General features: G+C 39.8%; 17 protein-coding genes. 9 read left to right on the forward strand and 8 right to left on the reverse strand.

Annotated features, from left to right (window positions below):
• The first annotated feature begins 2 nt into the window (after positions 1-2).
• From AAGD16_RS08945 to AAGD16_RS08955, 3 genes are all read left to right on the forward strand, one after another.
• Positions 3-1,208 (forward strand): ABC transporter permease, encoded by a 1,206-nt coding sequence (locus AAGD16_RS08945; RefSeq protein WP_377114810.1) that lies wholly within the window; start codon positions 3-5, stop codon positions 1,206-1,208.
• A gap of 85 nt (positions 1,209-1,293) precedes the next feature.
• The gene (locus AAGD16_RS08950; RefSeq protein ID WP_090492319.1) at positions 1,294-2,622 is read left to right on the forward strand and encodes a sigma-54 dependent transcriptional regulator; all 1,329 of its coding nucleotides are present in this window, start codon (positions 1,294-1,296) and stop codon (positions 2,620-2,622) included.
• Positions 2,622-3,926 carry a sensor histidine kinase gene (locus AAGD16_RS08955; RefSeq protein WP_377111310.1) on the forward strand — a complete coding sequence of 435 codons (1,305 nt, stop codon included), beginning with the start codon at positions 2,622-2,624 and terminating at the stop codon, positions 3,924-3,926. Before AAGD16_RS08950 ends, AAGD16_RS08955 begins: the two co-directional genes overlap by 1 nt.
• A gap of 201 nt (positions 3,927-4,127) precedes the next feature.
• On the opposite strand, the gene AAGD16_RS08960 is transcribed toward AAGD16_RS08955, so the two are convergent.
• Entirely contained in the window at positions 4,128-4,466 is a 339-nt protein-coding gene (locus AAGD16_RS08960; protein ID WP_008113155.1) for a Grx4 family monothiol glutaredoxin, read from the reverse strand.
• A 264-nt stretch (positions 4,467-4,730) separates the two neighbouring features.
• Between AAGD16_RS08960 and AAGD16_RS08965 the strand changes: the two genes are divergently transcribed.
• The 5 genes from AAGD16_RS08965 to AAGD16_RS08985 all read left to right on the forward strand — a co-directional run bounded on the left by AAGD16_RS08965 (position 4,731) and on the right by AAGD16_RS08985 (position 11,179).
• The gene (locus tag AAGD16_RS08965; RefSeq protein ID WP_010388603.1) at positions 4,731-5,312 is read left to right on the forward strand and encodes a superoxide dismutase; all 582 of its coding nucleotides are present in this window, start codon (positions 4,731-4,733) and stop codon (positions 5,310-5,312) included.
• A 209-nt stretch (positions 5,313-5,521) separates the two neighbouring features.
• On the forward strand, positions 5,522-7,444 hold the full coding sequence (locus AAGD16_RS08970; protein ID WP_377111312.1) for a PrkA family serine protein kinase: 1,923 nt from the start codon (positions 5,522-5,524) through the stop codon (positions 7,442-7,444).
• A 31-nt stretch (positions 7,445-7,475) separates the two neighbouring features.
• Positions 7,476-8,759: a YeaH/YhbH family protein gene (locus AAGD16_RS08975; protein ID WP_058154832.1), complete on the forward strand. Its 1,284-nt coding sequence runs from the start codon at positions 7,476-7,478 to the stop codon at positions 8,757-8,759.
• An 18-nt stretch (positions 8,760-8,777) separates the two neighbouring features.
• Positions 8,778-10,292 (forward strand): SpoVR family protein, encoded by a 1,515-nt coding sequence (locus tag AAGD16_RS08980; RefSeq protein WP_013465182.1) that lies wholly within the window; start codon positions 8,778-8,780, stop codon positions 10,290-10,292.
• A 5-nt stretch (positions 10,293-10,297) separates the two neighbouring features.
• On the forward strand, positions 10,298-11,179 hold the full coding sequence (locus AAGD16_RS08985) for a universal stress protein (protein WP_377111315.1): 882 nt from the start codon (positions 10,298-10,300) through the stop codon (positions 11,177-11,179).
• A gap of 10 nt (positions 11,180-11,189) precedes the next feature.
• Here AAGD16_RS08985 and AAGD16_RS08990 read toward each other — a convergent pair whose 3' ends face one another.
• A complete protein-coding gene (locus AAGD16_RS08990; protein ID WP_013465184.1) occupies positions 11,190-12,161 on the reverse strand; it encodes a diguanylate cyclase in 972 nt (323 codons plus the stop codon).
• A gap of 6 nt (positions 12,162-12,167) precedes the next feature.
• The gene (locus AAGD16_RS08995) at positions 12,168-13,172 is read right to left on the reverse strand and encodes a response regulator (protein WP_013465185.1); all 1,005 of its coding nucleotides are present in this window, start codon (positions 13,170-13,172) and stop codon (positions 12,168-12,170) included.
• 221 nt (positions 13,173-13,393) lie between these two features.
• Between AAGD16_RS08995 and tpx the strand changes: the two genes are divergently transcribed.
• Positions 13,394-13,975, forward strand: coding sequence for a thiol peroxidase (gene tpx / locus AAGD16_RS09000; RefSeq protein WP_013465186.1), 582 nt, complete (start codon positions 13,394-13,396; stop codon positions 13,973-13,975).
• A 74-nt stretch (positions 13,976-14,049) separates the two neighbouring features.
• Here tpx and adk read toward each other — a convergent pair whose 3' ends face one another.
• The 5 genes from adk to AAGD16_RS09025 form a co-directional block, all read right to left on the reverse strand.
• A complete protein-coding gene (gene adk, locus AAGD16_RS09005) occupies positions 14,050-14,694 on the reverse strand; it encodes an adenylate kinase (protein WP_377111318.1) in 645 nt (214 codons plus the stop codon).
• A 361-nt stretch (positions 14,695-15,055) separates the two neighbouring features.
• On the reverse strand, positions 15,056-16,969 hold the full coding sequence (gene htpG / locus AAGD16_RS09010) for a molecular chaperone HtpG (RefSeq protein WP_036954359.1): 1,914 nt from the start codon (positions 16,967-16,969) through the stop codon (positions 15,056-15,058).
• 130 nt (positions 16,970-17,099) lie between these two features.
• The gene (locus AAGD16_RS09015) at positions 17,100-17,813 is read right to left on the reverse strand and encodes an RluA family pseudouridine synthase (RefSeq protein WP_058154835.1); all 714 of its coding nucleotides are present in this window, start codon (positions 17,811-17,813) and stop codon (positions 17,100-17,102) included.
• Between the two features lie 105 nt (positions 17,814-17,918).
• Positions 17,919-18,527 (reverse strand): recombination mediator RecR, encoded by a 609-nt coding sequence (recR, locus tag AAGD16_RS09020; RefSeq protein ID WP_368484902.1) that lies wholly within the window; start codon positions 18,525-18,527, stop codon positions 17,919-17,921.
• A gap of 6 nt (positions 18,528-18,533) precedes the next feature.
• Positions 18,534-18,860, reverse strand: a complete 327-nt coding sequence (locus AAGD16_RS09025) for a YbaB/EbfC family nucleoid-associated protein (protein WP_013465191.1) — start codon at positions 18,858-18,860, stop codon at positions 18,534-18,536.
• Positions 18,861-18,888 lie beyond the last annotated feature (28 nt).

The raw sequence follows: 18,888 nt of genomic DNA on the forward strand, positions 1-18,888 counted from the left end.
TGATGTTAGAAATTAAACCTATTTTCCATGCACTGTGTCGATCTAAAGTTGGTGCGCTGCTGTTACTTATCCAAATAGCTATTACTACTGCTATTGTCAGTAACGCAGCGTTTATTATTCAAGATAGAATGACTTATCTTAATCAGGATACAGGATACCCCGAAGATGAAATACTTGCTTTTCATGTCATGCACTTTGGCAAAGATGTCAAAAGCCACCAACAATTTGAACTTGATGAAGCGATGTTAAGAGCTTTACCCGCAGTGAAAGACGCCGCCTATATAAACAACATCCCCTTATCGGGAAGTGGTAGCTCTTCTGACTTCAGTATAAACTCAGCCCCTGAGCCTGGGCTTTCTGCAAGAACTGCTTACTTTTTTACAGATGATCATGCAATTAACACGCTTGGGGTTGAACTTATTGCTGGACGCAATTTTAGAGAAGACGAAGTTGTTGTAACTAACGATAATGATCAGCGAGCCAATGTTACCATTGTGACACAGGCATTATTAAAAGAGCTATTTCCTGATGAAGATGGATTAGGAAAAACAATATTCCTTGGTGATATTCCAATGAAAGTCATTGGTGTAATTAAGCATGCAAAAGGCCCATGGCTCAGAGACAGCCGCCCAAATAATGTCGCATTAATTCCTTATATAAATCCTAATATCTCGGGGAATTTTTTAGTTCGCACAGCAGCCAATGAGCGGGCAAATATTGCTAAACGAATTGAAGACGAGATGCTAGAAAATTACAACAAACGTGTAATTATTCGAATTCGGGGCCTTGACCAAGATAAAGCCCAATACATGGCTGAAGACACATTGATGATGCGTATGTTAATTGTGCTCATAACCATACTGGTATTGGTAACCGCACTGGGCATTTTTGGTTTGACGCTATTTAATATAAATAAACGTACCAAGCAAATTGGAACCCGTCGTGCTTTAGGCGCTCGTAAATCTGCAATTGTTAATTATTTTTTAGTTGAAAATGCGCTGATTTGCATTGCTGGCTTATTTTTAGGTGCTATTTCAGCACTTTTACTCGGTCAGTTATTAATGCAACATTTTTCAATAGCGGCATTACCATCAAGTTATATTGCTGTCACGGCAATCATGGTGTTTACAATGAGCCTTTTGGCTGTATTTGGCCCAGCTAAACGCGCAGCAAATATTTCGCCGAGTATCGCAACCCGAACCATATAGCACAGCTCCCAACCTATGCTACACTGGCTAAACGCGGTGTAGCATTTTCAATATTTAAATAATAATAAACAGCGATTAAATTAGCATGGAAAAAATACTTATCGTTGATGACAATCCTGCAATTTTAGATGCTCTGTCATTATTGCTAGAGATTCACGACTATAAAGTGGTTACTGCAAATAGCCCATTTGAAGCTATTCAAATTGTGCAATACCAGCGTATTGCACTTGTACTTCAAGATATGAACTTTAGTAACGACACAACTTCAGGAGAAGAGGGAAAGTTACTCTTTTATCAACTCAGAGAGCTAAATCCCCATCTGCCCATTATTCTGATCACTGCATGGACCGAGCTTGAAACAGCCGTTGAACTTGTCAAAGCCGGTGCGGCTGATTATTTACCAAAACCATGGGATGATGCCAAGCTTCTTACCTGTGTTAAAAACCTAATTGAACTAGGAAAGACAAAAAAACAAAATCAAACCTTATTGCGCCACCAGCAAGAGCGGGATGCATCTTTAGAAAATGCTAATTTAGTAGGTTTAATTTATCGCAGTACGGCCATGGAGCAATTAGTTAAAATGGCATTACAAGTCGCCAAATCTGATGTCTCAGTATTAATAACAGGCCCAAATGGCAGTGGTAAAGAGCGCATAGCACAAATTATTCAAGCAAACTCACCTCGCCAAAATGCTGCGTTTATTACGGTCAATGCAGGTGCCCTTCCCCATCAACTAATAGAAGCAGAATTATTTGGTGCAGAAGCAGGCGCTTTTACTGGGATCACAAAACAAAGGATTGGTCGATTTGAAGCAGCTGACGGTGGCACATTATTTTTAGATGAAATAGGTAATCTCCCTTTATCAGGGCAAATGAAGCTCCTACGGATTTTACAAACTGGAGAATTCGAGCGCTTAGGTTCAACCCAAACTCGAAAAGTTAATGTCCGTGTAATATCAGCGACCAATGAAAACCTAACAGATGCAATCAGTAAAGGGCTGTTTAGAGAAGACTTATACTACCGCTTAAATGTAATTGAACTTAACCTACCAAGTCTTAGCCAACGACCGGATGACATACTTCCTCTTATTCGTCATTTTTTAGAAGAACGTGAGCTGGATTTACAATGCGAAAACCTACTTTTAGCCCACCCATGGCCCGGTAATGTTCGTGAACTTGAAAATGCATGTAAACGTGTCAGTGTGCTCAAACCCAGCGGTGAGATAAGCATCGACGACTTTGGTTTAACTCCTATTACGTCTCAAACACACACTCAAAAAGTAGAGCCTAACAAACAACAAATTGAGGATGCTATGCGTTTACATAAAGGGGTGATTGCCAAAGTAGCACGTGAATTTGGACTCAGCCGACAAGCACTGTACCGTCGCCTTGATAAGTTTGAGATAGCCTACTGATGAAAAAATCAAGATACCGCTTCTCTTTAACGTCTAAAGTGATTTTAGTATGTGTATTTTCCTCTGTGATCCCTGTTTTTATCTGTTGCTGGCTGCTGGGTGTTGACGCTATAAAAACAGCACTAAGTGTCATTTTTACAGCCATTCTAAGTAGTTTATTAGCTCATCGACTCAGTGGTAAACTGGTTCAAGGTATTACTTCATTAGAAACTGGCTTATTAAATTTTAAAGATGGGGAACTATCAACTTTACTGGCCTATAACCATAATGATGAATTAGGTCATTTGTGCCAGCTTTATAACCAAACTGCAAAGCAATTAAGACAAGAAAAACAATGGGTTTACCAACGAGAGTTAATGCTTGATAAGGTATTACAAAACTCCCCTCAAGCTGTATTATTGGTTAATGATAATGATTTTATTGTTTATAGTAACCACAGTGCGAGAGATTTTTTTAATGCAAGTACAGCCCTTGAAGGCGAAAAAATCTCACCATTATTGTCTAAAGCCCCACAGCAAATAATTAATGCCGTTAATAAAGGCGTAGATGGTTTATTTATTCTTGATAAAACAGAACAAGAACCGCAAACATGGCATCTTTCAATGGGTCGCTTATTGCTTAACAACCAACACCATAGGTTGTTTGTTTTTAAACAGTTGACCCGCGAATTGAGCCGCCAAGAAGTTGAAGTTTGGAAAAAGGTTATTAGGATCATTAGCCATGAACTCAATAACTCACTAGGGCCTATGTCATCCATGTTACATAGTGCACAACTGTTAACGCAAAAAGTGGATGAACCTCGTTTAAAGCGCGTTTTCACTACCATTGAAGAGCGAATAAAGCATTTAAACGAGTTCGTTCAAGGCTATGGTAGGTTTGCTAAACTTCCACCACCTAAAATAACAACGGTTGACTGGCATTCATTACTCGATCAATTACAAAGCCAATGGCAATTTAATTGCGACCTTCAAAAAGACATCACTACACAAGCCGATCAAACCCAAATAGAACAATTGCTGATTAACCTGTTGAAAAATGCACATGAATCAGAGTCGCTAGCAGAGCATATTAGTTTAAAAGTAACACAAGATAGCCTTGGCACTCATATTAATGTGAGCGACAAAGGAAAAGGTATGAGTGAAACAGTTATGGCCAGTGCGCTTATCCCTTTTTATTCTACCAAGGTGGCAGGAAGTGGATTAGGTTTGGCACTGTGTCGAGAAATTGTTGAAGCCCATCATGGGCAAATTAGCCTACACAATCGGGACGTCGGCGGGATCAGTGTTTTTGTAAGTTTACCTTGAGAGTTGTTTAGCTTTAAGGCTGAAAACTCATCTAATTTAGAAATGATACAATCGCGTTCTGAAGTTTATGACCTAGTGAGCTAAGTAAAAACCGCGAAAAGCTGCCTATTCATTCGGTACTGTCATCGTATAAGCAACTATGAGTAAATACTTTATAGACATAAAAAAAGCTGCAAATTGCAGCTTTTTTTACCTAAACGCTTATTCAGCGTCTGCAGGTTTATGCTTTGCAGCTGTTTCAGTGATCAGTGGTTGTAATTCACCACGTTGAAACATTTCAATGATAATGTCACAGCCACCAATTAACTCGCCTTCAACCCAAAGTTGCGGGAAGGTAGGCCAATTAGCGTAAGCAGGAAGCTCTGCACGAATGTCTGGATTAAGTAAAATATCCACATATGCAAACGGTTCACCGCACGACATTAATGCTTGTGATGCTTGTGAAGAAAAACCACAATTAGGCAGTTTTGGTGATCCTTTCATGTATAAGATGATTGGGTTTTCAGCAATTTGCTGTTTAATTTTATCGATGGTTTCCATTTACAACCTCAAAATGACGATAGCGAACACATTAGGCCTTGAAAAAGTTTCACTGTGGCCTCAGATATATAGATTAACATAGGCAATTAAAGCCTCAATCTTAAATAGCTTTAGCAAGAGCATTGCTGTTTGCTAAAACTTGAGTAAAATACTCAACAATTATAGTAACACTATATTCCTGTTTGGTATAGATAAGTGCCCTGTTTGCGCAGGCATTACGTATTACTAAATAGACTATCAACCAAAAGAAGATGGAGATAAAAAATGGCATTTGAACTACCGTCACTACCGTATGCAATTGATGCACTTGAGCCACATATTTCACAAGAAACGTTAGAGTTTCACCATGGTAAACACCACAACACTTATGTGACTAAACTTAACGGTTTAATCCCAGGCACTGAGTTTGAAGGTAAATCACTTGAAGAGATCGTATGTTCTTCAGAAGGCGGTGTATTTAACAACGCTGCTCAGATCTGGAACCACACTTTCTATTGGAACAGCCTATCTCCAAATGGCGGTGGCGCTCCAACAGGTGCAATTGCTGATGCAATTAACGCTAAATGGGGCTCATTTGACGCATTTAAAGACGCGTTAAACGACAAAGCAGTAAATAACTTTGGTTCAAGCTGGACGTGGTTAGTTAAACTAGCTGATGGTTCACTAGACATCGTTAATACATCTAACGCTGCAACACCATTAACAGATGCAGGTGTTACACCAATCCTAACAGTGGATTTATGGGAACACGCATACTACATTGATTACCGTAACGTGCGTCCAGATTACCTTAAAGGTTTCTGGTCACTCGTTAACTGGGAATTCGCGAACGCTAACTTCGCATAATTAGTTTTAAACTAATCTTTAAAAAGACGCTTAGGCGTCTTTTTTTATGTCCGCTACTTTTTTTGATTAGGGTTATACGTAGGTTGTTTTCTAAAAGTGCATCATGATCATTTTTCATATAAATTTTTAATTTTATTGCACAAAAATTTAAATTCGTGACTAGACTTTAAATAGTGAATACATTTTCCAAGTAGGTTTCGGAGGTCATTATGACTATTTTTGATCACTACCAAGCACGTTATGAATCAACACAAGAAGAAGAGTACAGTGTTGCTGAGTTTCTAGAAATTTGTAAAACCGATAAGTCTGCTTATGCCAGTGCTCCTGAAAGATTACTGATGGCCATTGGCGAGCCTAAAATGGTAGATACCGCTACCGATACTCGTTTAAGTCGCTTATTTTCGAACCGTGTTGTTGCACGTTACCCTGCATTTGCCGATTTTTATGGTATGGAAGACGCCATTGAGCAAATTGTTTCTTATCTAAAACACGCCGCGCAAGGATTAGAAGAGTGTAAACAAGTGCTTTACTTGCTTGGTCCGGTGGGTGGCGGTAAGTCATCGATTGCTGAAAAGCTAAAGTATTTAATGCAACAAGTGCCTATTTATGCAATTAAGGGCTCCCCGGTTAATGACCATCCGCTGTCATTATTTGATCCCGTTGAAGATGCCAGCCTACTCGAAACAGAATATGGAATTAAGTCTCGTTACCTCAAAACGGTAATGTCGCCATGGGCCGCAAAACGTTTACAAGAATTTAATGGTGACATTAGTCAATTTAGAGTGGTTAAACGCTTCCCATCAATTTTAAATCAAGTTGCGATTGCTAAAACAGAGCCCGGAGATGAAAACAATCAAGATATTTCTGCTCTTGTCGGTAAGGTCGATATTCGCCAACTTGAACACTTTGCACAAAATGATCCTGATGCTTATGCCTATTCAGGCGCATTATGTTTAGCCAACCAAGGCTTAATGGAATTTGTGGAAATGTTCAAAGCCCCCATAAAAGTGTTACACCCACTGCTAACAGCAACACAAGAAGGTAACTATAACGGCACAGAAGGCATAAGCGCCCTGCCATTTAACGGCATGATACTCGCCCACTCTAATGAATCAGAATGGCAAACCTTTAAAAACAATAAAAACAACGAAGCCTTTTTAGACCGTGTTTATATTGTTAAGGTCCCTTATTGCTTACGAGTTACCGAAGAAATTAAGATTTACGATAAGCTGATTGAACACAGTGAGCTTTACAACGCCCCCTGTGCGCCAGGTACACTTAAAATTTTAGCCCAATTTACCACTCTTTCGCGCTTAAAAGAGCCGGAAAACTCAAGTATTTACTCTAAAATGCGAGTTTACGATGGTGAAACCCTTAAAGACACCGATCCAAAAGCGAAGTCGTATCAAGAGTATCGTGATTACGCTGGTGTTGATGAGGGCATGACCGGCCTTTCAACCCGCTTTGCGTTTAAAATTTTATCGCGAGTATTCAACTTTGACACCACCGAAGTGGCCGCCAACCCTGTGCATTTGTTTTATGTGCTTGAGCAACAAATTGAGCGTGAACAATTTAGTGCCGAAGTTGAAGAGCGTTATTTAAGCTTTTTAAAAGGCTATTTAATTCCACAATATGTTGAGTTTATAGGTAAAGAGCTACAAACCGCGTACTTAGAGTCATATTCAGAATATGGCCAAAATATTTTTGACCGCTACGTTATTTATGCTGATTTTTGGATTCAAGATCAAGAATACCGCGATCCTGATACAGGGCAATTATTTGACCGTGATGCACTCAACGCTGAGCTTGAAAAAATAGAAAAGCCTGCAGGTATTTCAAACCCTAAAGATTTTAGAAATGAAATTGTTAACTTTGTTCTGCGTGCTCGCGCTCATAACAATGGCAAAAATCCGCTGTGGACAAGTTATGAAAAACTACGCACGGTTATTGAGAAAAAAATGTTCTCAAACACGGAAGACTTACTCCCTGTTATTTCATTTAATGCAAAAACATCAGCTGAAGATCAGCAAAAGCATGAGGACTTTGTTAATCGTATGGTTGAAAAAGGCTACACGCAAAAACAAGTGCGCTTGCTATCTGAGTGGTATTTACGGGTTAGAAAATCGCAATAACCTTCATAATTGCAGTTTTTAGGAGGTCATTATGGCGCATTTTATCGACAGGCGTTTAAATGGCAAAAACAAAAGCACAGTTAACCGCCAGCGTTTTATTAGGCGTTATAAAAAGCAGATCAAAGAAGCGGTGTCTGATGCGATCAATAAACGCAGTGTCACTGATTCAAGCTCTGGAGAGAGTATCTCTATTCCGCAGCGTGATATTAGCGAACCTACTTTTCATCAAGGTAGAGGCGGTAATAGAGAGCAAATACACCCTGGGAACGATCAGTTCTCTACTGGCGACAAAATAGAACGCCCTAAAGGAGGCAAAGGCGGTGGCGCAGGCGAAGGTGAAGCAAGTGACTCTGGCGAAGGCCAAGATGAATTTGTTTTTTCTATCTCTAAAGATGAATACCTTGATTTGTTATTTGAGGATTTAGAACTCCCTAATTTGCAAGAAAATCAGCTTGATAAGCTAGTGCAAATGAAAACCCATCGCGCTGGGTTTTGCAGTGATGGTATGCCCAGTAATATTGATGTAGTGCGCTCATTACAAGGCTCTCTAGCTCGTCGTATTGCAATGACCGCAGGTAAAAAACGCCGCCTTAGCGAGCTTGAGGGGCAACTAGCACTGCTGCTTGAACAACCACACTGTGATAAAGCCGCTGTGGCCTTATTACAAAAAGAAATCGACACACTTAAACAGCAAATAAAAACCGTGCCCTTTATCGATAATTACGACTTACGTTTTCGTAACTACGACAAACAACCACACCCAACTAGTAAAGCGGTGATGTTTTGTATTATGGATGTGTCAGGTTCAATGGATCAAGCAACAAAAGACATGGCAAAACGCTTTTACATTTTGCTTTATCAGTTTTTAACTCGCAGCTACAAAGACATCGACGTTGTGTATATTCGCCATCATACCCAAGCCAAAGAAGTTGATGAGCAAGAGTTTTTTTATTCACAAGAAACAGGCGGTACCATTGTTTCAAGTGCACTAAAACTGATGAATGAAATAATAGCTGAGCGCTATAATGCTGATGAATGGAATATATACGCAGCACAAGCTTCTGATGGTGATAATTGGGCCGATGACACGCCCCAATGTGGACACATTTTACGTAATAAAATACTTAAAGCTGTTCGCTATTTTGCCTATATAGAAATTACCACACGTGCTCATCAAAGTTTATGGCGCGAGTATCAAAACATTAGTCAAACGAACAGTAATTTTGCCATCCAGCATATCCAAGGTGTTGAAGATATTTACCCTATATTTAGGGAGCTATTTAAAAAAGGTCGTCAACAGCAAGGGGCTGCATAGCCAAAGCGAGGTAGCATTATGAACGATAATCGAATAAGTGATGGGCCAGATTGGACCTTTGAACTATTGCAACAATACCAAGACGAAATAGCGCGTGTGGCTGAGCACTACAAGCTAGACACCTACCCTAACCAAATTGAAGTGATCACCGCAGAACAAATGATGGATGCCTACTCAAGTGTAGGCATGCCCATTGGCTACACTCACTGGTCGTATGGTAAAAAATTTATTCAAACGGAGCAAAATTATAAACGCGGTCAAATGGGACTTGCGTATGAAATTGTGATTAATTCGAACCCCTGTATTGCTTACCTAATGGAAGAAAACACCCTTCCGATGCAGGCACTGGTTATGGCACATGCTTGCTATGGGCATAACTCATTTTTTAAAGGGAATTATTTATTTAAAACATGGACTGATGCAGGCTCAATTATTGATTATTTATTGTTTGCTAAAAACTATATTAGCCGCTGTGAAGAAAAGTACGGTATTTCCGAAGTAGAAAGCATACTCGACTCATGTCATGCATTAATGAGTTACGGTGTTGATAGGTACAAACGTCCACAACGAATTTCGTTATTTGAAGAGCAAAAGCGTCAGCAAGAACGGGCTGAGTATTTGCAATCACAAGTTAACGAATTATGGCGTACCATTCCTTCTCAACAGCAAGAGTCAAAAAAACACGAACGCCACTTCCCGCAAGAGCCACAGGAAAATATTCTGTACTTTATTGAAAAAAATGCCCCTTTACTCGAGTCATGGCAGCGAGAAATCGTCAGGATAGTGCGAAAAATATCACAATACTTTTACCCGCAAAAACAAACCCAAGTAATGAATGAAGGTTGGGCCACTTTTTGGCACTACACTATTTTGAACCATTTATATGATGAGGGAAAACTAACCGACTCATTTATGTTGGAGTTTTTACAAAGCCATACTAATGTTGTGTACCAACCTCCATACAATAGCGATTATTACTCAGGTATTAACCCCTATGCACTGGGCTTTAATATGATGGTTGATATACGTCGTATTTGTGAAAACCCAACAGAAGAAGATAAACGCTGGTTCCCTGAGCATGCGGGCAGTGACTGGCTCGAGACACTGCACTTTGCAATGCAAAATTTCAAAGATGAGAGTTTTATTAGCCAATTTTTATCCCCTAAGCTGATTCGGGATTTTAAATTATTCACCATAGTCGACCATGCTAGTAACCCACATTTAGAAATAGGCGCTATTCACGACGATAATGGCTACAAAGCGGTTAGAGAAGCACTTTCTGCACAATATAACCTTAGTAATCATGAGCCTAACATACAAGTTTACGATGTTGACTTACGCGGTGACCGCTCTTTAACCCTACGATATGTACCTCATAATGCCGTTCCACTGGCTAACTCCCATGGGGAGGTATTAAAACACCTTTACAGACTATGGGGCTTTAAGGTAAAACTGGAACAGGAGTCAAATTCTGGTGAGATTTCAACCATTGGTCAATGTCCAATTGATGATTCACGCCATACAACAGAGTAAAAATAATGGACAAAAAAAAGCTTCTTGTACTGATTGATTCGGTTGAATTTGCAAAAACGTCATTGCAGCATGCTAAACAAAAAGCGCTGCAAGGGAATAAACATATTGATATTGTTGCATTTAGCTTTGAAGAAACCGGCAATATTTTATTTTCTCTGTCGCCAGAACAACTACTTGCGCTGCAAGATAAATGCCTTTCATCATTAAGGGCACAGTTGGAGCCACTGATTAGCGCAGAACTGGAGGGTTGCAGTTATACCTTTCAAACCGCATGGCATGAAGCCCCCGAGCAGTGGCTTAACGAAGATATTAATACTGATGATTACGAAATGGTGATAAAAACACGCCATATCGACAGCGACAGCCAATTTAGTGAACTTGATTGGCAACTTATCCGCTTTACGCCCATCGCTTTGTATTTAGCGGCAGATAACAAATGGCGCAAGCATACCAACATACTCGCCGCACTTGATTTAGCCAGCGAAAAAACCGCAAAACATAAACTTAATCAGTCAATTATTAAATATGGCCTAGCATACGCACAGCGAACAGACTGTGAATTTTATGCCGGCTACACAGTGTATATTTCTCCAATATTAAGAGATTTAGGCTTAGTATTTTCAGAAGAGCAACTAGTCAATGCCTTTGAGAAATTACCTCAATCACAGCAACAACTCATTATTGATAATAACTTACGCGACAAACTTTATATTAAAGCGGGTTTACCTGAGCAGGTGATCCCAAGCTTAGCGGCCAAGCTCAATGCTGATTTAGTGATTATAGGATCTGTTGGGAATGTAGGAATTAAAGCAAAACTCATTGGTAATACTGCAGAAAAAATAATGCGCTTACTTAAAACTGACTTGCTTATTTTACCCCCCAATTAAAAAATGATGCCTAAGCATCATTTTTTATATCAGCGTATACCGACACTTTATTTCGACCTGTTTCTTTTGAATGATAAAGCGCTTTATCGGCAGCTTCAATCCAGCGTTCGTGATCTTTAAACTGATCATCAAAACACGCAATACCCACACTAATGGCCATATGCACCGTGTGCTCATTGTATTTCGCCGGAGAGGTTTCAATTAATTGGCGTAAACGTTCAGCAAATACAATCGCCCCTTGTTTATCGGTATCTAATAAAGTAACAACAAACTCTTCACCGCCGTATCGCCCAGCAATGTCTGTTTCACGCAATGCAGTTTTCAGTAAACTCGCTATATGACGAAGTGCTTCATCTCCAGCACTGTGTCCAAAATCATCATTTACCTTTTTAAAGTGGTCAATATCAAAAATTAATAACGAGCAACAACCTTCGTTTCGCTTCGTTCGTAAAAATTCTTGGTGCAGTAAATGCTCCCAATGCCCTCTATTGGCAAGCTGGGTTAAACTATCTGTTTGGCTTACTTGTTCTAGTTTTTTATTTAACTCTTCTAGTTCTTTTTTGTTAACCGCAATATCTGTCACATCGTAAATAATAATACAAATATGCTCGACTTCGCCTCGCACATTGGTAAGTGGAATAAACGTGGCATTTTGATACATATAGTCCGCTTTACCGGTAATTGGTCGGTAGTTTTTAAAACGAAAAATATACGGCTGCTGCTCCCAAATAGTAAATGAACGATTCTTTAATACAAACACTGACTCAGATTTACTTCTAAACCATTTTTCATCAATGGCCGGAAATAAATCAAATAAGTCTTTGTCTTTTACAGCGCTCGGTAACAAACCAGAATGATTTTCCATAAAACCATTCCATACATGCACTTTGTATTCTCGATCGAGTACAACAAGACCGACATCAACCGTATTAAACATATCCATTAACCAATGGATTTCATTCAAATCTAAATCAGCTGGCATAAATATTTAATCTTCTAGTAGATAAGCAACTTTGTATTTCAAAGTTTTCAGTGAATCTTCAGTAAAGAGCAACATTAAATCACAACTAATATCATGATTTTCAATACCGTAACTTATTTCTATGGCTAGAGTCCGTTGCCAGCGCGACTTATTCGACTGAACAAGCTCAGAAACGTCCCGATGCTGCCCCAAAACTATTGGATGCCCTTGGCTAAAGGTCATGTCGAGCTGTTTTGACAAGCCGGTTAAAATAGCGCCAATTAAAATGTTACTTACATCCATTAGCAACTCTAACTCAACCTTGTCGTTTAGTTCACCTTCGTAATTCATGAGTGAGGCTATTTCTTTAAAGCTAGAGTCATTTAAAAGTAATAATGCCTCGCCAGATACCCCACCACCTATAAAGCCTTGGCAAATACCCGATGTAGTATCATTGGTATCAACAGAGCTTAACGCCATGTTGAGCTCACTGACTTCTAAAACATTAACATTAGGAATGGGTAACTTAACAAATACATTAAGCAGTCTTGCCAGTAAATCTCCCGCCTGACCCATGGCAACATTAGTCAGCTCTTGATATATATCACGAACATCAGGGTCAACTTGTTCACCTAACGAGTGAGACATGCGTTCACGCAGTGCTCTATCTCTAATACCATGATGTTCAATAATGGCAGCAAGCTTTTCTGGGGAACACGGTTTTTGAATAAAATCTATGGCGCCAAGCTCAAGCACACGTTGATGCGCACTCGGTTGAATATCGCCTGATACCACAACAGTGAGAACGTCGAGTCCTTGCTCTTTCATTGCAGCAAGCACGCCATAACCGTCCATTTCTGGCATATTTAAATCAAGGAAAAGAATTTCAGGCTGGGCTTTAGTTATTTGTTTTATGCAGTCTACACCGTCACATGCAAATTCAACTTTAATATCCCAATCATCGGGTAAAGAGCGAGCTAATTGACGTCTAGCTAGTTTTGAATCATCACAAATTAAAACCGATGTTGACATATTATCTCTCTATTTTAAAACTTGTTGTACGCTGACACCGCAAAAAATAAAGGCACGGATATTATTAATTAATACCTATTTCTTATATATACATAGTAATCAAAGTATTGCTTATTTACAATTTTAGGGAAAAATAAACGCGTCAATTATTCTGCTTGGTAACTCCATCACAGTATAATACACTCACCACTATTACGTTAATTCTTAAAAGGAAAAAATCCATGCGTCGTTCATTAGCCTTTGCATTGAGCCTGTTTTGTTGCACTAGTTTTGCATCAGAGTTACCTGAAAACACCTTAGATGCAGGAAAAGTAACAGCGCAAGGTAAACCTGTTACGTTACTAGGCCAAGGCCTTAAAGTCGGTGCTGATGCGCCAAATTTTAAAGTGGTCGACGACAGCTTTACTGCCATTACATTAGAAAATTACCAAGGGCAGGCTGTATTGATAAGCGTGGTACCAAGCTTAGATACTGGCATTTGTAGCCTGCAAACAAAACATTTTAATGAAAAAGTAGCGCAACAGTTTCCTGGCGTAGCCATGTTAACGATTAGTGCCGACCTACCTTTTGCACAAAAACGTTTTTGCAAAGCAGAAAATATCGATAAAGTTACGACACTTTCTGATTCTGTATGGCGTGATTTTGGCCAAAAGTATGGGTTAATAATTAAAGATATGGGGTTACTTACACGCGCTGTTTTTATTCTCGATAAAAGCCATAAAGTTATATATAAACAATTAGTTAGTAGCTTATCAACCGAGCCCGAATACGATAGCGTTATTGAAAAGCTTAAAACGCTTTAAAGGTCGAATTTCAGATAATAAAAAACCGCTATGAAGCGGTTTTTTTTAATTATGCTTTTAATTTTAGATAAAAATTAACCTAAAAGCTCAGCTAGTTGCTTGCTTACTGCTTCAACCGCTTGAGTACCGTCTAATTTATGGTACTGCGTATTACCAGCTTGCGCTTCTGCTTGATAGTAGTCAACCAATGGCATTGTTTGCTCATGGTAAATGCCTAAGCGTTTACGAACTGTCTCTTCTGTGTCATCCGCACGGATAATAAGCTCTTCGCCTGTTTCGTTGTCTTTACCTTCCTGTTTTGGTGGATTGTAAACAACATGATAAACACGACCAGAACCAGGATGAACACGACGGCCACCCATACGCTCAACAATCACTTCATCAGCAACATCAAATTCAATAACGTGATCAACGACGACGCCATTGTCTTTCATTGCATCAGCTTGTGGAATGGTACGTGGGAAGCCATCAAGTAAAAAGCCTTTCTCACAATCAGGTTTTGCAATGCGCTCTTTAACAAGGCCAATGATGATGTCATCAGAAATTAACTGACCTGCGTCCATTACTTTTTTTGCTTCAAGGCCAAGTGGTGTGCCCTCTTTAATTGCAGCTCGTAGCATATCACCGGTAGAAATTTGTGGAATACCGTATCTATCCATTAAAAACTGAGCTTGAGTACCTTTACCTGCACCCGGCGCGCCCAAAAGAATAATGCGCATATCATTGTCCCCTAATATGAGAGTTTATTTTAAAGTCTGAATTCTTCCACAAGCGCCGCAGATACTCAAGTAACTTATACTAATTGTCTAGAGTCTGTTGGCCTTTGCGGATTAATATTTGTGCAAACTAGGGGAGTTTAATCGCGGCGCAAGGTTTGCAACTTAGTAGGCTGAGTAAAAATCGAGCAAAGCTTCTGCGTCCTGCTCACGTCATTTGCCACCATCCATGTAGGCAGACAGACCCATTCGGGCAGCGCCTATGCAGCAAATTTAACCTTTAAAAATCAATAAACTCTATGCTCCAGCGCATAAAAAAAGGGAACAAACGTTCCCTTTTTACTCAATCATTGATTTTTAATACTTATTTGCTTAAATCAAGCATAAGTTTATTTAAGCGAGTGACAAATCCAGTTGGATCTTTAAGCGTACCGCGCTCAGCTAGTAATGCTTGATCTAGCAATACATGTGACCACTGCGCAAATTTATCTTCGTCTTGCTCATCATTTAAATGCTTAACAATCTGGTGTTCAGGGTTTAGCTCAAACACAGGTTTAGCTTCTGGCACTGCTTGACCTACTGACTCCATCAGCTTTTGCATTTGCGAGCTCATATCATTGTCATCGCTCACCACACAGGCTGGCGAATCGGTTAAACGATGTGTAAAGCGTACTTCTTTAACATCATCACCTAATGCGGTTTTAATACGCTCAATAAGGCCTGCAACTTCTTTTTCAGACTCTTCTTGTGCTTTTTTAGTTTCTTCGTCGTCTAAGTCACCTAAATCTAAATCACCGCGAGTAATTGATTGAAATTGCTTGTCTGCAAATTCAGTTAAGTGGCTCATCATCCACTCATCAACACGGTCACTTAGTAGTAAAACTTCAATGCCTTTTTTGCGGAAGATCTCTAAATGCGGTGAGTTTTTAGCTGCAATAAATGAGTCAGCAACAACATAGTAAATTTTATCTTGGCTGTCTTTCATACGCTCAATGTATTGTTCAAGCGATACATCTTGAGTGTCTGAATCGGTATGCGTTGAAGCAAAACGTAATAGCTTAGCAATGCTTTCTTTGTTGGCCGCATCTTCAGCTGGGCCTTCTTTCATTACCTGACCAAATTCATTCCAAAATGTTTGGTAATCATCGGCTTTGTTTTTAGCCATACGCTCAAGCATTTTAATAATACGCGACGTACACCCCTTGCGAATAGCCTGGGTTACTTTGTTGTCTTGTAAAATTTCACGCGATACGTTTAGTGGTAAATCGTTTGAGTCTAATAAGCCTTTAACAAAACGTAAGTAGCTTGGCATAAACTGTTCAGCGTCATCCATAATAAACACGCGTTGAACATAAAGTTTTAAACCACTTTGGCGCTCACGGTTCCATAAATCAAAGGGTGCTTTTTTAGGAATGTATAACAAACTGGTGTATTCAGTTTTACCTTCAACTTTGTTATGTCCCCAACTAAGTGGATCTTCCCAGTCATGGCTTACATGCTTGTAAAATTCTTTGTATTCATCTTCAGAGATTTCAGACTTATCACGCGTCCACAATGCCGTAGCACGGTTAATGCTTTCCCACTCACCAGGAACTGCTGGAATTTTCTCGCCGTCTTCGCCTTCAGACTCTGGTACTTCTGCTTTGTACATTTGTACTGGTGTAGAAATATGATCAGAGTATTTAGTCACGATACTACGAAGGCGCCATTCGTCTGCGTACTCTTTTTCTTCTTCACGTAGGTGTAGAATAATGTCTGTACCGCGGCCTTCTTTTTCAATTTCTTGCAGCGTGTATTCACCTTCACCTTTTGATTGCCACTCTACAGCTGTTGTCTCGCCTGCTTTACGGGTACGCACTGTCACTTCATCAGCAACAATAAACGCTGAGTAAAAGCCCACACCAAATTGACCAATAAGTTGTGAATCTTTGCTTTGGTCGCCCGTTAAGTTTTTGAAAAACTCTGCGGTACCCGACTTTGCAATTGTACCTAAAGAGCTGATCACTTCATCACGTGTCATACCAATACCATTATCAGAAATGGTTACCGTATTGGCTTCTTTATCAGCACTAATACGTACACGTAAATCAGCATCACCTTGATATAAGTCGCCGTTTGATAACGCTAAAAAGCGTAATTTATCGGCTGCATCAGATGCGTTTGATACAAGCTCACGTAAAAATATTTCTTTATTAGAATAAAGCGAGTGAATCATTAAGTTTAGTAATTGTTTTACTTCTGTTTGAAAGCCTAATGTTTCTTTTTGTGCTGCAGTCATTTATGTATCTCCAATTTGCAAAGTGTCTGCGTTATGCACTTAATATGGGGGGAGGTGTCAGAACTTCAAGGGAAAAAAGTAAAAAAAGCTGCCAGCAAAAAACAACAATATTATAAAAAACAATATCTGTTCAAAATGGGCTGGCACAGTGTAAATGCATCGGCTTTTGAGTGCTTGGGTGATGAAAATATATATCGCTGGCATGTAGCTGCAAACGCGACGCCATCTGCTCACTCTGTTCACTTTTATACAAATCGCAACCTAAAATAGGATGCCCAATTGCATGACTATGAATACGTAATTGATGCGTTCGACCAGTAACGGGGGTAAATTGCACTAACGTCTTGATTGGTTGTATAAAACGCTTAAGTACTGTGTAGTGTGTTAAGGCCGCTTTGCCTGTGGTGTTACATAATTTAACACGAGGAAAATGGAGTTTGTCTTTAGCAATCGGGTAATTTATTTGTCCGTGGTTATCGCACACTTTTCCTTGCAACATAGCGACATAGCGTTTGCTTATGGTGTGACTTTGAAATTGTTGATTGAGGTTTTTTGCCGACTCACTATTGAGTGCCACCAGCATGATCCCTGAGGTTCCAAAATCTAATCGATGAGGTAACTTTGCTTCTGCAAAGGCGGCTGTTTTACCCTGTTGACCATTGACTAAACGATAATGAACGGAATCCCAATTTAGTGGGTTTTTACCCGACAAACTCAATAAACCACTGGGCTTATTGATCACTAAAAGCGCCTCATCTTGATAAATAATTTTTATGTGTTCATGGCAAACAGGTGCGATAAAGTCATCAACAATCACATTAGCACTTTGGGTTATTGCAGCCATACCATCCTTAAACTTTTGTTTATATTGCAATTAAAGCCAACAAAAAAGCCTACAGCATGTATGTAGGCTTTTAAAGTAAGTTCAAATAGTTAAGCTTAAAATAAACTATTCATGGCTGACTAATCGCCTACCGCTAAATGCATGCATAAGCGTCATTCCATCGACTAAATCAAGCTCACCACCAACAGGAATACCATGAGCAATACGCGATGCACCCACATTGTTTTTGTGGCAAAGCTGAGCAATATAATGCGCCGTTGTTTCGCCTTCAACCGAAGGATTTGTGGCTAAAATGACTTCATTAATACCGCCTTGCGCAAGCTTTTGCTCGAGTACATCAAGGCCAATTTCTTTAGGCCCTATGCCATCAATCGGTGATAAATGCCCCATTAATACAAAGTAAAGCCCTTTGTATTGACCTGTTTGCTCAATGGCGAGTACATCCGTTGGCGATTCAACAACACATAAAATACCACTGTCTTGGCGTTTAGTGCTTAAGCAAATATCACACTGCGCCTGCTCGGTAAATGTGCGGCACGACTGACAATGCCCTACAGCCGTCATTGCTTTAGTCAAGGCATTACCAAGTTGAGCACCGCCTTTACGGTCGCGCTCTAACAAATGAAACGCAATACGCTGGGCAGACTTCGGACCGATGCCGGGCTGACAACGCAGTGCTTCAATAAGCGATGTTAAACTATCTGAAAGTTGCATAGTTGCTTAGAACGGCATTTTCATACCAGGTGGTAACTGCATACCGCCTGTCACTTTACCCATGCGTTCTTGCGTTTCATCGGCAACACGGCGCACAGCATCGTTACATGCTGCAGCTAATAAATCTTCAATCATGTCTTTGTCGTCTTCCATTAAGCTTTCATCAAGCTCAACACGGCGCACGTTGTGGTTACCAAGCATGGTTACTTTAACTAAACCGGCACCAGCTTCACCAACGACTTCCATTGTTGCGATTTCTTCTTGGGCTTTTTGCATGCGCTCTTGCATTTGCTGCGCTTGCTTCATCATGTTACCCATTCCACCTTTAAACATAATCGTCTCTCTTTCTTTTAATACATTA

This window comes from Pseudoalteromonas sp. M58, assembly GCF_042604605.1.
Lineage (GTDB): Bacteria > Pseudomonadota > Gammaproteobacteria > Enterobacterales > Alteromonadaceae > Pseudoalteromonas > Pseudoalteromonas tetraodonis.

What these genes read in the sequence shown, in the direction of transcription:
- AAGD16_RS08960 (WP_008113155.1), bottom strand. Translation starts at nt 4,466, where the DNA reads ATGGAAACCATCGATAAAATTAAACAGCAAATTGCTGAAAACCCAATC.
- AAGD16_RS08945 (WP_377114810.1), top strand. Translation starts at nt 3, where the DNA reads ATGTTAGAAATTAAACCTATTTTCCATGCACTGTGTCGATCTAAAGTT.
- AAGD16_RS08955 (WP_377111310.1), top strand. Translation starts at nt 2,622, where the DNA reads ATGAAAAAATCAAGATACCGCTTCTCTTTAACGTCTAAAGTGATTTTA.
- AAGD16_RS09025 (WP_013465191.1), bottom strand. Translation starts at nt 18,860, where the DNA reads ATGTTTAAAGGTGGAATGGGTAACATGATGAAGCAAGCGCAGCAAATG.
- AAGD16_RS08965 (WP_010388603.1), top strand. Translation starts at nt 4,731, where the DNA reads ATGGCATTTGAACTACCGTCACTACCGTATGCAATTGATGCACTTGAG.
- AAGD16_RS09015 (WP_058154835.1), bottom strand. Translation starts at nt 17,813, where the DNA reads ATGGCTGCAATAACCCAAAGTGCTAATGTGATTGTTGATGACTTTATC.
- tpx (WP_013465186.1), top strand. Translation starts at nt 13,394, where the DNA reads ATGCGTCGTTCATTAGCCTTTGCATTGAGCCTGTTTTGTTGCACTAGT.
- adk (WP_377111318.1), bottom strand. Translation starts at nt 14,694, where the DNA reads ATGCGCATTATTCTTTTGGGCGCGCCGGGTGCAGGTAAAGGTACTCAA.
- AAGD16_RS08950 (WP_090492319.1), top strand. Translation starts at nt 1,294, where the DNA reads ATGGAAAAAATACTTATCGTTGATGACAATCCTGCAATTTTAGATGCT.
- htpG (WP_036954359.1), bottom strand. Translation starts at nt 16,969, where the DNA reads ATGACTGCAGCACAAAAAGAAACATTAGGCTTTCAAACAGAAGTAAAA.
- AAGD16_RS08985 (WP_377111315.1), top strand. Translation starts at nt 10,298, where the DNA reads ATGGACAAAAAAAAGCTTCTTGTACTGATTGATTCGGTTGAATTTGCA.
- AAGD16_RS08990 (WP_013465184.1), bottom strand. Translation starts at nt 12,161, where the DNA reads ATGCCAGCTGATTTAGATTTGAATGAAATCCATTGGTTAATGGATATG.
- AAGD16_RS08975 (WP_058154832.1), top strand. Translation starts at nt 7,476, where the DNA reads ATGGCGCATTTTATCGACAGGCGTTTAAATGGCAAAAACAAAAGCACA.
- AAGD16_RS08980 (WP_013465182.1), top strand. Translation starts at nt 8,778, where the DNA reads ATGAACGATAATCGAATAAGTGATGGGCCAGATTGGACCTTTGAACTA.
- recR (WP_368484902.1), bottom strand. Translation starts at nt 18,527, where the DNA reads ATGCAACTTTCAGATAGTTTAACATCGCTTATTGAAGCACTGCGTTGT.
- AAGD16_RS08995 (WP_013465185.1), bottom strand. Translation starts at nt 13,172, where the DNA reads ATGTCAACATCGGTTTTAATTTGTGATGATTCAAAACTAGCTAGACGT.
- AAGD16_RS08970 (WP_377111312.1), top strand. Translation starts at nt 5,522, where the DNA reads ATGACTATTTTTGATCACTACCAAGCACGTTATGAATCAACACAAGAA.